17 protein-coding genes are annotated in these 20,908 nt (G+C 48.8%); 15 read left to right on the top strand and 2 right to left on the bottom strand.

The window, feature by feature from the left end:
- The first annotated feature begins 133 nt into the window (after window positions 1-133).
- On the top strand, window positions 134-1,066 hold the full coding sequence (prmB, locus tag AC3CIC_RS11740) for a 50S ribosomal protein L3 N(5)-glutamine methyltransferase (protein WP_016960177.1): 933 nt from the start codon (window positions 134-136) through the stop codon (window positions 1,064-1,066).
- Between the two features lie 251 nt (window positions 1,067-1,317).
- Window positions 1,318-2,403 carry a chorismate synthase gene (gene aroC, locus AC3CIC_RS11735; protein WP_394210669.1) on the top strand — a complete coding sequence of 362 codons (1,086 nt, stop codon included), beginning with the start codon at window positions 1,318-1,320 and terminating at the stop codon, window positions 2,401-2,403.
- Between the two features lie 55 nt (window positions 2,404-2,458).
- Here aroC and AC3CIC_RS11730 read toward each other — a convergent pair whose 3' ends face one another.
- Window positions 2,459-3,118 (bottom strand): trimeric intracellular cation channel family protein, encoded by a 660-nt coding sequence (locus AC3CIC_RS11730; protein ID WP_016960179.1) that lies wholly within the window; start codon window positions 3,116-3,118, stop codon window positions 2,459-2,461.
- A gap of 224 nt (window positions 3,119-3,342) precedes the next feature.
- On the opposite strand from AC3CIC_RS11730, the gene AC3CIC_RS11725 reads away from it, so the two are divergent.
- Together AC3CIC_RS11725 and AC3CIC_RS11720 are read left to right on the top strand one after the other, a co-directional pair.
- On the top strand, window positions 3,343-3,867 hold the full coding sequence (locus AC3CIC_RS11725; protein ID WP_017005818.1) for an elongation factor P hydroxylase: 525 nt from the start codon (window positions 3,343-3,345) through the stop codon (window positions 3,865-3,867).
- Between the two features lie 35 nt (window positions 3,868-3,902).
- A complete protein-coding gene (locus AC3CIC_RS11720; RefSeq protein WP_016960182.1) occupies window positions 3,903-4,169 on the top strand; it encodes a YfcL family protein in 267 nt (88 codons plus the stop codon).
- 113 nt (window positions 4,170-4,282) lie between these two features.
- Here AC3CIC_RS11720 and mnmC read toward each other — a convergent pair whose 3' ends face one another.
- Entirely contained in the window at window positions 4,283-6,286 is a 2,004-nt protein-coding gene (mnmC, locus tag AC3CIC_RS11715) for a bifunctional tRNA (5-methylaminomethyl-2-thiouridine)(34)-methyltransferase MnmC2/FAD-dependent 5-carboxymethylaminomethyl-2-thiouridine(34) oxidoreductase MnmC1 (protein ID WP_488514689.1), read from the bottom strand.
- Between the two features lie 200 nt (window positions 6,287-6,486).
- Here mnmC and fabB point away from each other — a divergent pair, with 200 nt between their 5' ends.
- The 11 genes from fabB (at window position 6,487) to purF (ending at window position 20,831) form a co-directional block, all read left to right on the top strand.
- Window positions 6,487-7,698 carry a beta-ketoacyl-ACP synthase I gene (gene fabB / locus AC3CIC_RS11710; protein ID WP_016960184.1) on the top strand — a complete coding sequence of 404 codons (1,212 nt, stop codon included), beginning with the start codon at window positions 6,487-6,489 and terminating at the stop codon, window positions 7,696-7,698.
- Between the two features lie 228 nt (window positions 7,699-7,926).
- Window positions 7,927-9,066, top strand: a complete 1,140-nt coding sequence (locus tag AC3CIC_RS11705) for a 4-phosphoerythronate dehydrogenase (RefSeq protein WP_394210664.1) — start codon at window positions 7,927-7,929, stop codon at window positions 9,064-9,066.
- A 2-nt stretch (window positions 9,067-9,068) separates the two neighbouring features.
- Entirely contained in the window at window positions 9,069-10,094 is a 1,026-nt protein-coding gene (locus tag AC3CIC_RS11700; RefSeq protein WP_016960187.1) for an aspartate-semialdehyde dehydrogenase, read from the top strand.
- A gap of 314 nt (window positions 10,095-10,408) precedes the next feature.
- A complete protein-coding gene (locus AC3CIC_RS11695) occupies window positions 10,409-14,017 on the top strand; it encodes a FimV/HubP family polar landmark protein (RefSeq protein WP_488514688.1) in 3,609 nt (1,202 codons plus the stop codon).
- Window positions 14,004-14,582 (top strand): FimV/HubP family polar landmark protein, encoded by a 579-nt coding sequence (locus AC3CIC_RS11690; RefSeq protein WP_488514687.1) that lies wholly within the window; start codon window positions 14,004-14,006, stop codon window positions 14,580-14,582. Before AC3CIC_RS11695 ends, AC3CIC_RS11690 begins: the two co-directional genes overlap by 14 nt.
- A 150-nt stretch (window positions 14,583-14,732) precedes the next feature.
- Window positions 14,733-15,542 (top strand): tRNA pseudouridine(38-40) synthase TruA, encoded by an 810-nt coding sequence (gene truA, locus AC3CIC_RS11685; RefSeq protein ID WP_488514686.1) that lies wholly within the window; start codon window positions 14,733-14,735, stop codon window positions 15,540-15,542.
- A gap of 270 nt (window positions 15,543-15,812) precedes the next feature.
- Window positions 15,813-16,739, top strand: coding sequence for an acetyl-CoA carboxylase, carboxyltransferase subunit beta (gene accD / locus AC3CIC_RS11680; RefSeq protein WP_017004382.1), 927 nt, complete (start codon window positions 15,813-15,815; stop codon window positions 16,737-16,739).
- A 94-nt stretch (window positions 16,740-16,833) separates the two neighbouring features.
- Complete coding sequence (gene folC / locus AC3CIC_RS11675; RefSeq protein WP_488514685.1) at window positions 16,834-18,102, top strand: bifunctional tetrahydrofolate synthase/dihydrofolate synthase; 1,269 nt, start codon at window positions 16,834-16,836, stop codon at window positions 18,100-18,102.
- 2 nt (window positions 18,103-18,104) lie between these two features.
- Window positions 18,105-18,677 (top strand): SPOR domain-containing protein, encoded by a 573-nt coding sequence (locus AC3CIC_RS11670; RefSeq protein WP_488514684.1) that lies wholly within the window; start codon window positions 18,105-18,107, stop codon window positions 18,675-18,677.
- 63 nt (window positions 18,678-18,740) lie between these two features.
- Window positions 18,741-19,232: a CvpA family protein gene (locus AC3CIC_RS11665; protein WP_016960193.1), complete on the top strand. Its 492-nt coding sequence runs from the start codon at window positions 18,741-18,743 to the stop codon at window positions 19,230-19,232.
- Between the two features lie 84 nt (window positions 19,233-19,316).
- Window positions 19,317-20,831 carry an amidophosphoribosyltransferase gene (purF, locus tag AC3CIC_RS11660; protein WP_016960194.1) on the top strand — a complete coding sequence of 505 codons (1,515 nt, stop codon included), beginning with the start codon at window positions 19,317-19,319 and terminating at the stop codon, window positions 20,829-20,831.
- Window positions 20,832-20,908: the final 77 nt, after the last annotated feature.

Below are 20,908 nucleotides of genomic sequence, written 5' to 3'. Positions count from 1 at the left end.
AAGTCAATTCCAAATGCCGATAGGCGCATTGTACCCAAAATAGAAGCAATGTCTCGCTGTCGAATTTGTAATTGTCCAAATCAATAGAGATGAACGCGGTGCGTTGGGGTGAATCAGGCTAGTGGAGGCCATTTTGGATAAAATTATTGTTGATGAAGTTGTCAACGAGTTGCGTACGCTGCAGGACATGCTACGTTGGACGGTAAGCCGCTTTAATGCAGCAGGTTTGTTTTACGGTCACGGAACGGATAACGCATGGGATGAAGCTGTACAACTGGTGTTGCCAACCTTGTATCTGCCACTTGATGTGCCAGCAGATACTCGTCACTCCCGCCTGACGACCAGTGAGCGCCATCGTATTGTAGAGCGTGTTATTCGCCGCATTAACGATCGCACGCCAGTGTCCTATTTGACCAACAAAGCCTATTTTTGTGGTCTTGAGTTTTTTGTTGATGAACGTGTATTGGTGCCTCGCTCACCAATTGGTGAGTTGATTGAAAACCGTTTCAGCCCAATGTTGCCTGTTGAACCGACTCGAATCATGGATTTGTGCACGGGTAGCGGCTGCATTGGTATTGCGTGTGCTTACGCCTTCCCTGACGCAGAAGTGGATCTGGTGGATATTTCTACCGATGCGCTAGCAGTGGCTGAGATGAACGTGCAAGATCACGGCATGGAGCAACAAGTGTTCCCAATCCGTTCGGATTTGTTCCGCGATCTGCCACAAGACAAATACGACCTGATTGTTTCTAATCCACCGTATGTGGATGAAGAAGACATGAACAGCCTACCCGATGAATTCCGCCACGAGCCTGAACTGGGTCTGGCTGCGGGCTCTGATGGCTTGAAACTGATGCGCCGCATTATCGCCAATGCGCCCAATTATCTAAGCGAGCAGGGTGTTTTGATCTGTGAAGTGGGTAATTCTATGGTGCATGTGGAAGAACAATATCCAGAGCTTCCGCTCACGTGGCTTGAGTTTGAAAACGGCGGTCACGGCGTATTCATGATGACGTATCAAGATCTGGTGAGCGTGGCGGACGAGTTCTCTATCTACAAAGACTAACCATCATCTATAAAGCTTAATCGCGTGAACCGCGGTTAATTCGCTATTAAAAAGGCTGAAAACATCTGTTTCAGCCTTTTTTTGTTTTCACATCCTGCATTTTGTCGTGTTTCTTGAAATGAGCCCCGTTCTACAGCGGGTTGACTGTTTTGCAGGCAAAAAGCTTTTGCTTCTCGTGCGCGGTTATGTTTCATTAACAAGCATGCAGTTATGCCTTAATAAAGGCAGCCAGTTAAAAGACAGAGGAAGTAATGGCAGGCAATTCTATTGGTCAGGTGTTTCGCGTCACCACCTTTGGTGAAAGTCATGGATTGGCATTGGGGTGTATCGTTGATGGTTGCCCGCCGGGACTCGAAATTTCAGAAGCGGATTTACAGATTGATCTGGACCGTCGTCGTCCGGGTACGTCGAAATACACCACGCAACGTCGTGAAGCAGACGAGGTGAAATTCTTGTCTGGGGTGTTTGAAGGCAAAACAACGGGCACGTCTATTGGTCTGTTGATCGAGAACACCGATCAACGTTCACAAGATTATTCCAAAATCTCAGACCGTTTTCGCCCTGGTCATGCCGATTACACGTATCACCAGAAATATGGCATTCGCGATTATCGTGGCGGCGGTCGTTCGTCTGCGCGTGAAACGGCTATGCGTGTTGCGGCAGGTGCGATTGCCAAGAAATTCCTGAAACAGGAATATGGCATTGAAGTGCGTTGCTACATGTCTGAAATGGGCGATGTGACCATCGACAAGGTGGATTGGGATCAGGTTGAGCAAAACCCCTTTTTCTGCCCAGATGAAACCAAACTTGACGCTTTGGACGAATTGATCCGTCAATTGAAAAAAGACGGTGACTCCATCGGCGCTAAACTGACCGTCGTGGCAAACAATGTCCCTGTCGGTCTTGGCGAACCTGTGTTTGACCGTTTAGATGCTGACATTGCGTTTGCACTGATGGGCATCAATGCGGTGAAAGGCGTTGAAATCGGCGACGGTTTTGATGTGGTGAATCAGCGCGGCAGCCAACATCGTGATGAATTAACGCCGACTGGTTTTAAAACCAATCATGCTGGCGGCATTCTTGGTGGGATTTCGTCAGGGCAAGATATCGTTGCACACTTAGCGCTGAAACCGACATCAAGCATTACCGTGCCTGGGGAAACCATTAATGTTGATGGTGAAACGGTTGATGTGATAACACGCGGTCGTCATGACCCTTGTGTGGGTATTCGCGCAGTGCCCATCGCGGAAGCCATGGTGGCTATCGTGCTGATGGATCACTTGCTGCGTCATCGTGCGCAGAATGCGGGTGTCACAACGACGACGCCGAAGATTTAACGTCTGGTCCTAGGTCTTAGGTCTTAGGATCTAGGACCTCGCTCTTAGCCTCCGTTCAACTCACCTTCACTTCTGCGTTATCTTCTGTTTTCTCTTCTTCGGCAAGGCTAAAAACAGGCAAGCGCCAATGAAACTTCACTGCGCACATACGGAATGTGAAGCCCAGAATCAGCGTGGAGAGTGTCGCGTAGTTTTCGTTGACGCCAAATTGTCCGCCATAAGTCATCAGTCCCCAGTACATCCAGCCCGAGAAAAACGCGATCGACGCGTATAACTCTTTGTGTAATACCATGGGTTGGCGACGACACAGTAAATCACGTAGCAAGCCGCCAAACACACCAGTAACCACGGCAGAGACTACTGCGATGAGCGGTGACAAGCCCATATCCATGCCAACGCGACAACCGATAATACTAAAGGCAATCAAGCCGAGAGAATCTAGCCAGATAAACAGTTTATGGTTTCGCGCCACCCATGAGGCCATCCATGTGGTCACGATACCCGCAAGACAGACAATCACCAGATAATGCGGATTGGCGACCCAGCCTAAGGGGTAATGGCCGAGCAAAATGTCTCGAACTGTACCACCACCAATGGCGGTGCAGCTTGCCACCAGCATGACGCCAAACCAATCCATGTTTCTTCGACCGGCGGCGAGCGCGCCTGTCATGGCTTCGGCAGTAATGCCAACAATGTACAAAGTAGACAACAACATTATTATTCAGTCGGTTGCATTTAATCAGAGAAGATGGTCGCGATTGTAAATGTGATGCCAGTCACAAGCCAATGAAAATAGACGACGTCACCCATGAATCAATTTCATGCTTATCGCGGATAAAATCGTCAAAATGGGCAATTATCACGGCGACAATAGGGCATGTGCTAGGTAAAATGCCGCCTGACTGATTTTGGCTGTAACCAGACATTTACATATAACGCATGCATCACGATTACAACGACCTTATTTCTGTATTCAATCAGACATTTATTGAATCATTTAACACTGAGTTATTGCTCGGTGGTGATGAACCTATTTATTTCCCAGCCGATGAAACTCACGCGAAGCATCGTATTATCTTTGCTCGTGGCTTTTTTGCATCCGCGATGCATGAAGTGGCGCACTGGTGTATCGCCGGTCCTGAGCGTCGATTGCTGGAGGATTATGGCTACTGGTATCACCCAGATGGACGCGATGAAAAAACGCAGGCGGAATTTGAGAAAGTGGAGATAAAGCCACAAGCGGTAGAGTGGATTCTTTCTGCCAGCTGTGGTTTTCGCTTTCAAGTGAGCTGTGACAATTTGAGTGGCGTCGAGTCTGATCGCGCGGGCTTTACCGCCAAAGTGCGTGAGCAAGTGCTGATTTATCTCGATGAAGGTATGCCAGCGCGCGCAAAAACCTATTCAGATGCCCTCCGCGCGTTTTATCATCGTCCGACGTTAACGGCCGCAGATTTTACCTATTGATAACCATCCCGAATGCGTTTGGTATGAGAGAGATTATGATCCAAGACTACGAAGAACAGATCCTTGATTTGATAGACGCCATGGTAGAGACCGCGTCAGACGACGAATTGTTTGCCAGTGGGTATTTGCGTGGCCATATCTCATTGGCTGCCGCTGATTGTGAGCAAGATGGGATTGATGATATCGAAGCACTAAAAGTCTTTGTGGACGGTAGCTTGAAAAACAATGCCAACGAGTTAAGCCCTGCAGATCAAGTGCTGGTGGCAAATTTGTGGTCCTCTTTGCAAGCGAAAGCGAGCTAAAAGCCATCGCAATAGACATCAACATCAACAAATACAAAGAAGGCGCTCAATGAAGCGCCTTCTTTATGCTCGGAATATATCAGTTCAGAATGTTCACGTTTAACCGCCTAAAATCACAGCGCTTTGCCTTTCAGTAACTTTCTTACCCACATGCGTCCCGGATGCAATGCATTGAGTACATCCACTGGTAACGGCAAAGGATCACCACACAGCTGCGAAGCCATCAACTCACCCAGCAATGGCGCCGAAGTTAAGCCGCGCGAACCCAGCCCCAGAAGGCTGTAAAGGTTGGGGTAAACCGGCACATCTTGTGCGGTTTCTTGCGTATCACGTAGGTTGCTATAGCTCGCAACCAGCTCGCTGTAATCACAGACATCACCAACAAATGGCAGGTGATCTCTACTGGCACAACGCACGCCGACACGTCCAGCGCCATGATCTGTGCTGACTGCTTGTGACCATTTGGTCGGAATGCATTTCACCAGACGTTGTTTATTATCAACCTGGTCATCCATGCTAAATGCCAACGAACTGTCATTGCGACTGTAGCTCGCCCCGATACAGTGCGTATCATTTTTTGGATTAACTGGGGTCAGATAGCCATCGTAACAAAGCACGGTTTTGAGCTTTTTCAGCGCTGGTGTGGTGTTGATATGAGTCACTTGCCCGCGTACTGAAAAGGCAGGGATCGGCGCGGTTTGTTCAAACTGAGAGAATTCATGGCCATTGGCAACCACGACCGTCTGATGAGTAAACGTCGTGTCGTCGGCTTGAAGCGTCCACTTGCTGTCGTGAAGCGTCAACGATGTTATTTTGGTGTTGTAGAGACAGGTCAATAAACCTGTGGCCTCCGCTTGTGCGATCAAACCTTGTGTCAGTTGCTGAGGGCATAACCAGCCGCCAAGCGGGTAGCTGATACCACTATGTAATGTGTCAATGTCAGTCATGGCTGCCGCTTCGTCAGCAGTGACGGCATGAACCAGTGCCTTGGGATACCCACCCTTGAGTAGTTTCCCTAATTTGTCAGCACTTTTTTCATCCCAGCCTAATTGCGTCACGCCGCACCAGTCATGATCAAAGTTGATGGTTTCAGCCGCTTGCTCAACAAACTGACGGGAGAACAAAAACGCGGGTGCAAAAAAGCGAGAAAGCACATCATCACTGCCATTAAGCAGCGGATACACTGCGCCTTGGCGATTGCCCGATGCGCCAAGTCCCGGCTTGTCATGCTCACAATAGAGTGTCGCGGGTTTTCCGCGACGAACCAAAGACAGCGCGAGTGTGGCACTGGCGACACCGCCGCCAATAATCGCAATGTCATTTGAGGCCTTTGGAGGTAAGCGCTTGTACCAAGGCGCTTGTTGTCGAGGCTGGTTACGTTGATTGATCGTGCCGACAATCATGTCGCGCTTCGTGCCAAAGCCTTGCGTTTTTTTCATGTCAAAGCCAGCGTCGATCAAACCACGGCGAACAAAGCCAGCGGCGGTAAACGTCGCGACGGTGCAGTTTTCTCTCGCCAGACGTGCCATGCCATCGAACAACGATTGGCTCCACATCTCGGGGTTTTTGCTAGGTGCAAAGCCATCAAGGAACCAGCAATCCACAATACCATCATCAGATGTCCACACTTGAGGCATGCAGTCTTTAATGTCACCAAACCACAAATCCAACGTCACCCGGCCATCAGCAAGGATAAGACGATGACAGCCAGATACGGCAGCGGGGTAGTGCTGACGCAGTGCTTTTGCGTAGTCGGCCAGTTCAGGCCAAGACGCATGGGCTTTTTCAAGGTCGATTTGTGTAACGGGGAACTTCTCAAAACTGATAAAATGCAGCTGCTGCGTTTTCGCCTGCGGGTTGTCTGCACGAAACGCATCAAACCACTGCCACGCTGCGAGAAAGTTTAGGCCAGTTCCAAAGCCAGTTTCTGCAATAACAAAGCGATTTCGCTCGAATTGTTGCCAGCGCGCTGGAAGATGATTTTGATGTAGGAACACATAGCGCGTTTCTTCTAAGCCGTTTGCGTTAGAAAAGTACACGTCGTCGAAATTATCAGAAACCGGCGTTCCGGCGTCATTCCAGTGAATTTGGGCATGTTCGATACGGGGTTGGGTCACAAGCCTTGCCTTAATTAAAAGTGTATTTGCACTCAGATCGCGGATTCTAACGTCAATCCAGCGGAATTTACAGATTCTAAGGGGCGTCTGTGCGAGTATGGACAAGAATTTCAGCTTACACGCGTACTCTAGGAAAGCTGACCACTTTAGATGAGCAAAAACGCTATCATCGGTGCGAACTCGAATTGTAGGAACAAAAGATGAAACGAGCCGTAATTACAGGTATGGGAATTGTTTCCAGCATCGGTAACAACGTTAAAGAAGTGCTGGAGTCGTTGAAGACGGGGAAATCCGGGATCAGTTTTTCCCAGCAGTTCGCAGACATGAAACTACGCAGTAATGTTTGGGGTGATTTAAAGCTTATTCCCGCAGAACATATTGATCGTAAGAAATACCGTTTTATGGGCGATGCCGCTGGCTTCGCTTATCTGTCAATGGAACAAGCGATTGAAGATTCAGGTCTGACTGAAGACATGGTATCTAACGACCGTACTGGCCTGGTTGCTGGTTCAGGTGGCGCATCTTCTATTAACCAAGTGCTTGCGACAGACACATTGCGCGAGAAAGGCGTAAAACGTGTTGGACCTTACATGGTGCCTCGTACCATGTCGTCAACCGTTTCAGCGTGCTTGGCTACACCATTTAAAATTCGCGGTGTGAACTACACCATGAGTTCAGCGTGTGCAACATCAGCACACTGCATAGGCCACGCGGTAGAGCTTATCCAATTGGGTAAACAAGACGTGGTATTTGCAGGCGGTGGTGAAGAGCTGGATTGGTCATTGACCATGATGTTTGACGCCATGGGCGCATTGTCGACCAAATATAACGATTCACCAGAAAAAGCCTCACGCACCTATGACGCAGACCGCGACGGTTTCGTTATTTCTGGTGGCGGCGGCATGATGGTGATCGAAGAGCTTGAGCATGCGCTTGCGCGTGGTGCGAAAATCTACGGCGAAGTCGTCGGTTATGGCGCAACGTCGGATGGCTATGACATGGTTGCTCCTTCTGGTGAAGGCGCGATCCGTTGTATGAAGATGGCGATGCAAGATGTCGACAGCATTGATTACATCAACACGCACGGCACTTCAACGCCAGTGGGTGATGTGAAAGAACTGGGCGCGATTCAGGAAGTGTTTGGCCACAACAGCCCAGCCATTTCTGCTACTAAAGCAATGACAGGTCACGCATTGGGCGCTGCAGGTGTACACGAAGCGATTTATTCAACACTGATGTTGGAAAATAACTTTGTTGCGCCGAGTATCAATATCGACAACCTTGATCCTGTTGCTGAAGGCCTTGATATCGTGACTGAAATGCGCGAGCAAACGCTGACAACAGTGATGTCGAATAGCTTCGGTTTTGGCGGTACTAACGCCACACTGGTCATTAAAAAATACGAAGGATAAGCGAAACCGCTGTCTCTCGGTATGACGAGCCTGTCACTGGCTTGTTGTTTAAGATTTTCCGGGAAGTTGGCATTATGCCTACAACAGACGCAGGTATTGACCGTTGAGAGCCGGTCTCTATCTTTCAGATCCTGGATTTTACCCGGCCATTGGTCGGGTTTTTTCGTTTTAAGTCGCAAGGAAAAGCGTCACAATAGCGTCAGTGAGTTTGATTGAAGAGAGCATTGCGTGAATATCCTGATTGATGAAAATATGCCGTACGCCGCAGCACTATTCAGTAAGCTGGGAACGGTGACAGCCAAAGCGGGTCGAACACTGACGGCAGACGACTTGGTTGATGTGGATGCCTTGATGATCCGCTCTGTGACCAAAGTGGATGAAGATTTACTAGCGAAAGCTAATCGCCTTAAGTTTGTTGGAACGGCAACCGCCGGGACTGATCACGTCGATGCAGCGTTGCTGGCTTCGCGTGGCATTCATTTCACTGCCGCGCCGGGTTGTAACAAAGTTGGAGTCGCGGAATATGTCATCAGCGCGCTTCTTGTTCTCAGTCAGCAGCATGGCTTTACGCTGACTGATCGCAAAGTCGGCATCATTGGGGCAGGGCAAGTTGGGAGCTATCTTTCAAAATGTCTCAGCGCACTGAATATTGAACATCTGCTTTGTGACCCAATAAAAAAAGCCGAAGGAGATGAGCGCGCGTTTCATTCGCTACAAACCCTGCTTGCGGAGTGCGATGTGATCACGACGCACACACCCATCACTCGGGCAGGCAAATACCCAACACATCATTTGATTGGGGAAAAAGAATTGGCTGCATTGAAGCCAAACAGTATTTTGATCAATGCCGCTCGTGGACCGGTTGTGGACAATGATGCGCTCAAAGCCGCATTGAAAGCTGAAAAATTGACGGCAGTGTTGGATGTGTTCGAATTCGAGCCCGAAGTGGATCTAGAACTCCTGCCGCTATTGGCCTTTGCAACGCCACATATCGCAGGATATGGCCTAGAAGGCAAAGCCCGTGGCACCACCATGATTTACAACGCCTACTGTGATTTTCTCGGAAATAGCGAAGAGCACGTAGCGGCGAGTTCACTGCTACCCGTCGCGCCAATTCCGCATGTTGCATTAAGCCAACCTTGGAATAGCGCAGATCTTATGGCGCTCTGTCAGCTGATATACGACATTCGCCGAGACGATGCCGAGTTTCGCCGCGAGATGGCCGATGTTGCTCAGCAGCGCATAAGCTTTGACCGCTTACGCAAGAATTACTGGGACAGACGTGAGTACAGTGCGATTACAGTAGCGGGCAAGGCCGAGTTTGGGTTAGAGTCGCTCGCTAAATTAGGTTTTACCGTAGAGGAATAAACATGACACAAGAATTCGATGTGGCTTTTGATATCGCTGTATTAGGTGCAACGGGCGCTGTTGGCCGCACCATTATCGAGGTATTGGAGCAGCGTAAATTCCCTGTGCGCAATCTTTACTTGCTGGCAAGTGAGCGCAGTGCCGGTGAAACCATTCGTTTCAATGGCAAAAGCATTCTGGTAAAAGACGTTGAAGACTTCGATTGGAGCCAAGTGCAACTTGCTCTGTTCTCAGCGGGTGCAGAATTGTCAGACCGTTGGGCGCCGATTGCCGCTGACGAAGGTGTGGTGGTTATCGACAATACCTCGCGCTTCCGCTATGAGCATGATGTTCCATTGGTCGTGCCAGAAGTTAACCCAGAAGCGATTGCTGATTTTCGTAACCGCAACATCATTGCCAACCCAAATTGTTCAACCATCCAAATGCTGGTGGCACTGAAGCCAATTTATGATGTGGCAGGCATTGAGCGCATCAACGTGGCAACGTATCAGTCAGTGTCAGGTTCGGGCAAGAAAGGCGTTGATGAACTGGCAGGGCAAACCGTAAGACTGCTGAACAGCCAAGAGGCTGAGCCGAGCCTGTACAAAACACAGATCGCGTTCAACTGCTTGCCGCATATCGATGAGTTCATGGACAACGGCTACACCAAAGAAGAAATGAAAATGGTGTGGGAAACGCAGAAAATTTTGGGCGATGACACGGTTGCCGTGAACCCAACGTGCGTGCGTGTTCCTGTGTTCTATGGTCACGCAGAAGCCGTGCACATTGAATGCCGTCAACCTATTGACGCTACCGAAGCGATGGATTTGCTTTCTCGCGCTGAAAGCGTTCAAGTTTTCATGGGTGAAGATTATCCAACGCAAGTCAAAGAAGGCACGGGTCAAGACCACGTTATGGTCGGTCGTGTCCGCAATGACATCAGCCATCCAAATGGTTTGAATATGTGGATAGTGGCAGATAATGTCCGCAAAGGGGCGGCAACTAACTCGGTTCAAATCGCAGAAGTCCTCATTCGCGATTACCTGTAATCCCTGAAAACAACCGGCTACGAGTGATCTCGAGCCGGTTGTTTGATCACAAAACACAGTTTTATCTTCTCACACTACAGTTTTCACCCTGGCTTCCGATATAGTTAGGGAAATAACGTAATGCCAACCACAGTAAGTACTTAACCATACGTTGCGACGCAAAATTCATGATTTACTTTGCGCGGATACCGCTATATCGCAGGGCAGATTTCTCATGAGCAGTGATGCTGTTATGCGTTTCCCCGGCAAGGCTGGTTCGATATTTGCAGTGTTTTGGAATAAGCCTATTATTCTGCCATAGGGGAATGCGGGCAGTGTCCGACGCAGATTTATATAACGCCATGAAGCGAACGCTTTCTTTATCAAATGCAAGCCGTCGACTCGGCAAAATTCTTGCAGCCTCAACATTGGTGCTGAGCCTTGCTGCGACCTTTTCTGTGCATTCGGCCATTCGAATTCTTGGGCCTATTGATGAGTCGCCACCACCTAGCGCCGTCACGCCTTTATCCCAAACCACTCAAGCGCCCTCGACCGTTAATCGCCGCCAATCCTTTGGCCCAACGCGAGACAACGATACCCTTTGGTCTATCGCCACACGTTACCAGCCAAGCAATGCGGTGACGGTGTATCAAACCTTAGGTGCGGTTTTCCGCTTAAACCCTAATGCGTTTGAAGACCAAAATATTCACGGGTTAGTGCCGGGTAGTACGCTATTGATGCCGACGCTGACTGAGATCCGTCGTGAGAGCACGGATGATGTCGCCCAGCGTCTGCAAATTGACCAAGCGCGAAAAGACGCTCAGCGCGGCGTGAATCGTCAGCCTCTAAGTCAGCAGGTCGCTGCACCTGTGGCTAAACCAAAACCCACTTCACCGCCTGTTGTTGCGGCTGAAAGCGCACCCGTACCCGTGACTAAGACCTCTGAGTCAGAGATGGCAGAAACTGACACACCATCCAAGCCAGAAATGAAGGCGCAAGAAGGCATGGGTGCGGATATGATTCCGCCTAAGCCAGACATGGGGATGGTGCAAAATCAGATCGACCAATCTGATCTGCAAATGGGCAAGTTGGTTGAAAGTAACCACATACTCAAAATTCGTCTTGCCGAAGTGCAAAACGAGCTAGTCGCGCTGAAAGATCAGATGAATGCCGACGAAGAGCTTACTGAGGAAATCAAATCTTTCTTAGAAGCGCAACGTATGCGACAGGCTCAGATGGAAATGAAAGAGCCATCTTTTGTCGAGTCGCTCATGGCAAGCCCGCTCATGTTGGCGACGGTTGCGATTATTCCTGCACTGTTAGTGATTGGTGTTGCCGCCTTTATTATCATGCGTCGACGTAAAGACGATGATGATGTCGAAGAGCCGGAAGGGCTAGACAGCGCCGACCCAGACATGAATGTCATCATGGTGCCAGACGTCGATGAAGACGACGATGAGCTCGTGCTGGAAGATGATGAACTTGAGGTGACAGACGACACCGATGCTGACGATCTGTTTGGCGACGAAGGCATCTTTGATTCTGAGCTGGACGACATTAATTTGTCTGACACGTTGGAGCTGTCGGATGAGCCTTCGGAGTCAGGGTTAGATATTGATAACGACACGGACTTTGGCGGCGAAACGGATCTGAGTTCATCGATGGACTCAGATTTGGATTCCATGTTGGGTGATGACTTCGACACAGGCTCCGAAATGGGTGTCGAAGCGAGCACAGAAGGTGCCATTGGTTTAGAAGACATGGAGCGCGCCCTTGATGAAATGGCGTCCCAGCCTGAAGAAACCGAGCTTAGTCCAGATGAAGCGCTGGCGGCCATGTGGGAGCAATCACTCAGCGAAGGTAATGACAGCGATGTTGATGACATTGATGCCTTGCTAAACGCAACACAGACGACGGACGAACCAGAAGCTTCAGAATCAGAAGTATTGGCGCCTGAACCAGAGGCTGGCGATCTTAATGATGCGCTTGATGATTTAGGCGATGAGACGACCAATGAAGCACTGTTTGATAAGGTGCTTGATGACGAACCAGAAGTGGACTTGTCGCAAGATATCAACCTTTCTGATGATGATTTAGACGATATTTTCAATCAAACGGCGACTGCGTCAGCCACGGATGAAAACGCTGATTTAGACAGCGATCTGAGCGAAGACAGCACGGCATTGCTCGATGAATTTTTAGGCGATGATATCGATCTTATTAGCGATTCCTCTCTTGAAGAAACTGACGAAGCTGATTTACAGCTCGACAGTACTGATGCGTTGCTTGATGAGCTTTTCGATGAAGAACTGCTGGATGAAGACGGTAACCCGCTGGCACCACAGGACAGCGATGACACGGAATCTCTATCACTGGATAAAGCGTTAGACAACGACGATATTTCTGACAGTGATATTTTACTGGATGAGCTTGTTGATGATGAAGATGTTGATCCGTTAGACGAAAGCGCATTGCTTGATGAAGCCATTGATGACGACGATATGCTGTCAGAATTGATTGGTGAAACAACCGATGATGAAGACCTCGATCTGGGTGACACTGATGTATTGTTGGATGAGTTGGTCAGCGAAGATGATGAACTCGACGGTGACAGTGCGCTATTAGGTGACGACGCCGAAGACGATGATCTGCTTGGTGAAGATCTGATCTCTATTGATGACGATGAGTTCAATCTCGATGACATTGATAATTCAGTAACAGATGATGCTGCATTAGACGATATTCAAGAGGCACAACCCGAGCAAACGAAAGAGCCTGAAAGCTTAGATACTGATAGCGACATTACTGAGCTCGAAGAGTTGGTAGACGAAGTCTCTGATGATCATGATCTTGAACCGGTTGCATCTGATTCTGATCTCGACTTGCTTGATAACTTGCTGGCACAAGACGATGAAACAGAGCAAGAACCAGCGGCAGAGCCAACAACCAATGAAACAGTTGCGTTAGACGCAGAAGAACGTGAAACGCCAGAAGCAACCCAAGACGATATCGACTTGCTTGATAGCCTATTAGGTGAAGAGCACGAAGAAAGCGCTGATACCTCGTCAAGTGACGATGACATTACCGCGTTTGTTGATGAAACGCCTGTCACACAGACGACTGAGCCTGAAGCTAGCGAAGCAGAAAAAAGTGAAGCTGCAGAGGAAGTTGCATCAGCCGGTGATGAAGCCGATCTGGACAATGCATTGGCTGCCATAGAGCCAGCTTCGATGGAAGCAACAGACAGTGTTGAGACGAACACTGCCGATGATGAGCCCCTCGATCTTTCATCATTGCCAGAATATGACGAAGAAGCCGCACTTGCTGATAGCGATTTTGAAGAAGCGGCACCTGAAGAGCCAGTAAAAGCAGAGATTGATGAGGAATCGTTTGATCTCGATAATCTGCCAGAATATACCGAAGAAGATGCCGCGGTTGATTTCGATGCTGCGCCTTTTGACTCACAAAGTACGCCGAGTGACGACGATAACGCAGACGTAGAACGTCCTGTTGAAGAAGACATTGAACCTCAAGAGTTAGAGGAAGAAGTAAAGTCATCTTCTGAAGAAACACCCGCACCGTTTGCGGCAACGGAAAATAACACCCTCGCATTTCCACCCGTCGAGCCAATTAGTTTGGATGATCTGGGGGAGTTTGATGAAGGCGATGCATTGGGCGCGGCGCTCGATGAGCAGCGTGAACTTGATGAAGCGGTGCCTGAAAGTGAGCGCAGCCAATTCTCACAACCTTCTGCACCCGTTTCACAAGCGCCATATCGTGCCGCCGAACTTAATGAAATAGCCGAATTAGATGATGATGAACATCAAGTCGCAGGGCTTAATATGGAAGCGTTGCTTTCAGAACCCCTAGATGATGATCATATGGGTCTTGGCGACTTTGAGATGGAAGCGCTTGATACTCACGGAGGCCTTGAGTGCCCGTGAAGCCTCAGACATTGAGAGTGCGCTGGATTCTGATGACGAGTTTGATGCGCATGACATGTTGGATGCCTCTGATGAGCAAGACATCCCCGAAGATGAAAGTGGCATTTGGAATGCAGAGCAAACGCCTGAACCCGAATTAGAGAGCGAAGATTGGTCACAGCAACCGGAAATTCTAGGCAATGACATCAAATCCATGGATTTGGATGCTGATCTCGAGGGATTGTTGGAAGAAGCCGAAAGTGAACTTATTGAAGCGACGTCGTCGAGTGATGGCTTTATCAGCATCGATGAACTCATGAAAGACGACGGTTTACCACAAGACGATCCTGATGCGGCCAAAATGGATTTAAATGTCGGTCTCGAAGATTTCCCTGATGTGTTGAATGACATTCAGCCTGTTGATGTTGATAGCAGCGGTGAAGCTGCTACCAATATGGATTTGGCAAAAGCCTATCTGGAAATGAACGATGTAGATGGTGCGATTCAGCTTTTAGAGCAAGTCATGCAAGGTGACGATTCAAACCTCAAAGAAGAAGCGCGAATGATGATTGAAAACCTTCATTAAGCGAGAATCATCGAACTCAAAGACATAAAGAGAACGGCAGGGGAAACCCCGCCGTTTTTTTATCCTTGCGCTCATCGCTGCATTTTAGTTTTAGAAGGGTATAATGCGCAGCTTCACAAAATAATGAACCGCTAAGACAGAGAAAAAACAATGAAAATCGCCCTGGGTGTTGAATATGATGGTGCACAGTATTTTGGCTGGCAGAGACAGCGTGAAGTACCCAGTGTGCAGGAACACCTTGAAAAAGCCCTGTCAAAAATCGCCAATCAACCGATTGAAGTGCTATGCGCGGGTCGCACAGATGCGGGCGTTCATGGAACGGGTCAGGTGGTTCATTTTGAGGTGAACGTTTCTAGACCGCTTCGCGCATGGACGATGGGGGTTAATACTCACCTTCCTGATGCTATAGCCGTGCGTTGGGCTAAAGAAGTACCTGATGAGTTTCATGCTCGTTTCTCAGCCACAGCGCGTCGGTATCGCTATATCATTTACAACAATGCGCTACGTCCGGGTATTCTTCGCCATGGTGTGACACACTGCCATGACGAGCTAGACGAAGCGTTAATGCATCAAGCCGGACAACATTTGTTAGGCGAAAATGATTTCACATCATTTCGTGCTGTTCAATGCCAATCGAAAACGCCATGGCGCAACATTCATCATTTAAATGTGACCCGCCAAGGCCGTTTCGTGATCATAGATATCAAAGCGAACGCGTTTGTGCATCACATGGTGCGAAACATTGCAGGTAGTTTGATCGATGTTGGCCGCAAAGCGAAAGAGCCAGAGTGGGTTCAGTGGCTTTTGGCGGCAAAAGACCGCAACTTGGCGGCAGCGACGGCAAAAGCGAATGGTTTGTATCTGGTTGAAGTGGCGTACCCAGCAATGTTTGAATTGCCTGCATCGCCAGTTGGGCCACTCTTTTTACCCGATACCCAGTTAACTACCCAAGCCTCTTGAGACTACTAGGGGATGAGAAATTTTGAACTGCAAGGATAACTAGGCATTCTGGGGTTTGAACGTGCAGTCGTTTTGCAGACAGGTGTGCTAAAGGCTAGGCAAAAAATAGGTAGTACCAGTTTTTTGTCCAAAGTCTTAACAAGTTGTGTTTTAATTCCTTGTTGAATTTGTAAATATCCAGGCCACTTGTCTTCGCTACATAGAGACTGCTCACTAATAACGAGCGGCAAAAGGTCGAAGTGACAGGTGCTCCATTAGAAAAGGTCGTTCATGAGCTGGCTTGAAAAAATACTGACAAAAAGCAATATTGGTTCTTCACGTAAAGTCTCCATTCCAGAAGGCGTATGGACCAAGTGTGGCTCCTGTGAGCAGGTGCTTTATCACGCTGAGCTTGAGCGTAACCTGCATGTGTGTCCAAAGTGTGACCATCACATGCGCATGACGGCGCGTAAGCGCCTAGAAACCTTCTTAGATGAAGGAAAAGGCATTGAGTTGGGTGCGGAGCTAGAGCCAAAAGATCTGCTCAAGTTCCGTGACTCGAAGAAATACAAAGATCGCCTTTCAGCAGCACAAAAAGCCAGTGGCGAGAAAGACGCCATGGTTGTGATGAAAGGTGAAATCCTGGGTATGCCCGTTGTTGCCGCTTCCTTTGAGTTTGCCTTCATGGGCGGTTCAATGGGTGCTGTGGTTGGTGCGCGATTCGTTCGTGCGGTAGAGCAAGCGATGGAAGACAAGTGTGGCTTTGTATGCTTCTCTGCCAGTGGCGGTGCACGTATGCAAGAGGCACTAACGTCACTGATGCAAATGGCGAAAACCAGCGCAGCGCTTGAGCGTCTGTCTGGAAAGGGCTTGCCGTTTATATCGGTACTGACTGACCCAACCTTCGGTGGCGTGACAGCAAGTTTCGCAATGCTGGGTGATATCAATATTGGTGAGCCTAAAGCACTGATTGGCTTTGCGGGTCAACGCGTGATCGAACAAACTGTGCGCGAGAAGCTTCCTGAAGGCTTCCAGCGTAGTGAGTTTCTGTTGGAGCACGGCGCGATTGATATGATTGTTGATCGCCGTGAATTGCGTCAGCGTATCGGTGGTCTGTTGGCGAAAATGACCAACCATGAATCGCCGTTGGTCGTGCCAGTTGATAAACCGCTGGAAGGTGAGGTTATCGAAGCCGAGCCTCTGGACGATACAGAATAAACGTCCCACAAATGAACATCGAAAGAGCGCCTTATGGCGCTCTTTGTCTTTTAACTGATATGATTGAGCTATTGAAAGCTCGAATAGAATACTGATGTCAGAACATATTTCTCCCGGCGCCACTGCGCCATTGTCTGAGTGGTTACGCTATTTAGAATCACTCCACACCAGTGCCATCGATCTGGGACTGGATCGCGTCGCGCTTGTCGGTCAAAAAGGCAAGCTGATCAAACCTGCACCAAAAGTCATTACCGTTGCGGGCACGAATGGTAAAGGTTCGACCTGCGCTATCATCGAAGCGATCTTGCAAAAAGCCGGTTATAAAACCGGGGTATATAGCTCACCACACCTCATTCGCTACAACGAACGCGTTCGCATTAATGGTCAAGAGCTTGATGACGAGCGCCACTCCGAAGCCTTCGCTGCGGTAGAATCACTCCGCGGTGACACCAGCTTAAGTCTGTTTGAATTTGGCACGCTGGCTGCGCTTTGGTTATTTATTGATAACCAGATTGATGTGGCAATCATCGAGGTTGGCCTTGGTGGTCGATTAGACGCGACCAACATTGTTGACCATGATGTTTCCGTGATCACCAGCCTTGCTATCGACCATGTTGATTGGCTTGGTGATGATATCGAAGTGATTGGTTTTGAAAAGGCTGGTATTTTCCGTTCTGGGAAACCTGCCGTTTGCGGGCAACCTGAACCGCCAGCGAGTGTGGCGGCTCACGCCGATGATATCGGTGCAGAGCTTCATCAAGTTGGCTATCAGTTTAACTACCAACAACAAGATGATGTTTGGCACTGGCAGTGCGGTGCGTTTGATTTGCGCGATTTGCCTGTTCCGAATCTTCCTTTGCCAAATGCGGCAACGGCGCTCATGGCGTTGGGGCTGTCAGAGCTTGATGTAACGGATGAGCAAATAGTTGACGGTTTAAGTTCGGTAACTTTGGCGGGTCGCATGCAAAGAGTGTCAGAGTCACCGTTGGTATTGCTCGATGTGGCACATAACCCACACTCTGCGACCTACCTGGCTCAGCAAATAGCCGCGATCAAACAAACATCGGGCGGAAAGGTTCACGCTGTTGTTGCCATGTTGAACGACAAAGATATCACCGCAACACTGGAAGCAATGAAGCCAGTGGTAGATGTGTGGTATCCCGCCTCGCTGACTGGCCCAAGAGCCGCTGACTGGACACAACTCGTTTGTTACCTACCTGACTGCATCGACGGTTATGCATCGCCTACAGACGCATTTAACGCCGCACAAGCCGCGTTGACATGGCATGGCGATACCTTGATCGTCTTTGGTTCTTTCCACACCGTCGGCGAAATCGCTGACCACCTCGTTCAAACGGAGTAATTGTGGCAACTCAGTTCCAGAATCGCTTAGTCGGCACGCTCATTTTGGTTTCGTTGGGGGTGATCTTTTTGCCCGATGTATTCGACGGTGAAAAAGCGCATTATCAGGAAAGTTATCAAGCCATTCCTTTGCGTGAAGATTTTGACGAGACGCTTCTTCAAACGCCGATAGAAGCACCTGAAGACGTGGATACATTTCTTCCGCAAGACGAGCCAGTCTCAGTGACGATTGGGGACGATGTTGATAATGGAAATACAGATGATGTGACAGCAGAGGGGCGTATGCCCGTTGCTGACGATAACGCCTTGCCAAAAACAGGCTACGCAGATTCAGCATGGATCATTCGTTTAGGGACATTTCGAAACATCGACAACGCGAAGAATTTGGTGACAACCTTGCGCAGTAAGGGTTATCCCGCACAGTTGATGCCTCGTAATGTGAAAGAAGGCGAGTTGGCGCGTGTTGAAGTTGGCCCCGATGTGTCTAAGGACAATTTGGCGGCAATGACAGCAGATTTAGAGTCTTTGACCGGATTGAAAGGTCAACTGCTTAGATTTAACCCACTCAACCCATAAGAAAACGTTTGCGTCGTCATTTTTTCTGTTAAAATGCGCGCGAATCGCTCAGATGATTAAAAGATGAATTGGATAGACTACGTCATTATTGGAGTGATCAGCTTTTCAGCATTGATTAGCTTGGTCCGTGGATTTGTAAAAGAAGCGTTATCGCTGGTTATTTGGTTTGGCGCCTTCTTTGTCGCGAGTAATTTCTACCCGCAATTGGCCGCTTACTTCACGAACATCCATGACGAAATGATTCGAAATGGCGCTGCTATTGCGGCGCTGTTTATTGCCACCTTAATTGTTGGCGCTGTGGTGAACTATGTCATCGGGCAATTAGTTCAAAAAACAGGCCTTTCTGGAACTGATAGAGTGCTAGGCGTGGTTTTTGGCGGTATTCGCGGCGTACTGATAGTCGCTGCGTTATTGTTCTTCCTCGATGCGTTCACTAATTTTTCCAGCGCCAGCGAGTGGAAGCAATCACAATTGATCCCTAAGTTTGGGGTAGTGATTGAATGGTTTTTCTCGTATTTGGAGCAGAGCTCCAGCTTTTTGCCCAAGGTGATCTAGCGTCAGCCTGCTTTTAGCAGATAAAGGCAGGAAAACGTAAAACAGTTCCCTGGGCTTACTTTTGCGTTACAAGGAACAGCATACATGTGTGGGATTGTTGGAATCGTGGGTGAAACCCCGGTTAATCAGTCAATTTACGATGCGTTGACAGTACTTCAGCACCGTGGTCAGGATGCCGCCGGCATTGTAACTATTGACAACAACCGCTTTCGCTTAAGAAAAGCGAACGGCTTGGTAAAAGATGTATTCCAACTCAAGCATATGCAACGCTTGCAGGGAACGGTTGGGATAGGGCATGCGCGCTATCCAACAGCCGGCAGTTCTAGTGTGTCTGAGGCACAGCCGTTTTATGTTAACTCACCTTACGGCATTACACTTGCGCACAACGGAAACCTCACTAACGCGAATGAACTGCGTGAGTCGCTTTTCGCTCAAGACCGCCGCCACCTTAACACCACGTCTGATTCTGAAGTTCTTCTCAACGTTCTTGCTCATCAAATCGATGAAGCTGCCGCTTTTCCTCTGACGGAAGAAGATGTGTTTAAAGCTGTTCGCGCAGTGCATAAACAAATTCGCGGTGCTTATGCTGTGGTGGCAATGATCATTGGTCATGGGCTTATCGCATTTCGTGACCCGCATGGTATTCGCCCATTATGTTTGGGCAAACGCACTGTGAACAATCGTGAAGAATACATGGTCGCGTCTGAGTCGGTTGCCCTTGATGCAGTCGGCTTTGATTTCGTGCGTGATGTTGCGCCTGGTGAAGCGGTTTACATTACATTTGATGGACAGTTGTACACACGTCAGTGCTCAGATACTCCGTCACTTTCGCCATGTATCTTTGAGTTTGTCTATTTTGCTCGTCCTGATTCCTTCATTGATAAGATTTCGGTATATGCCGCACGTATCAATATGGGCAAGAAGCTCGGTGCGAAAATTCGTCGTGAATGGGATGACCTCGACATTGACGTGGTGATTCCTATCCCAGAAACGTCTTGCGACATCGCGCTGGAAATCGCTCAAGAGCTGAATAAACCGTATCGCCAAGGGTTTGTGAAAAACCGCTATGTTGGTCGTACCTTTATCATGCCTGGTCAGCAGCAGCGTCGTAAATCTGTTCGTCGCAAGCTCAACGCAATTCGCTCTGAGTTCAAAGGTAAATCAGTGCTGCTGGTTGATGACTCTATCGTGCGCGGCACAACCTCTGAGCAGATCATCGAAATGGCACGAGAAGCCGGCGCGAAACGCGTATATATGGCCTCTGCGGCGCCAGAAGTCCGTTTCCCTAACGTTTACGGCATTGATATGCCAAGTGCTAACGAATTGATTGCACACGGGCGTGAAGTGGATGAAATCGGCAGCATCATTGGTGCTGACGGCTTGATTTTCCAAGACTTAGCTGACTTAGAAGATGCGGTACGAGAGGGTAATCCTGACGTGAAGCAATTTGACAGCTCTGTATTTAGCGGTCAATACGTTACCCAGGACATCAATCAAGAATACCTTGAGTATATTGATAGCTTGCGAAACGATGAAACCAAAGAGCTTCGCGAGCAACAGCAAGAGCTAGCAAACCTCGAGATTTATAACGAGAGCTAAGAAAAACAGAGACAAATAAAAAGCGCGGTCACTGCAATAGCGACCGCGCTTTTTTTTATCTCGTGTTTTCAGTTGTG

The sequence above is a fragment of the Enterovibrio sp. QJM3NY_24 genome (assembly GCF_057786035.1).
This window is presented reverse-complemented; position numbering and strand designations above follow the sequence as displayed.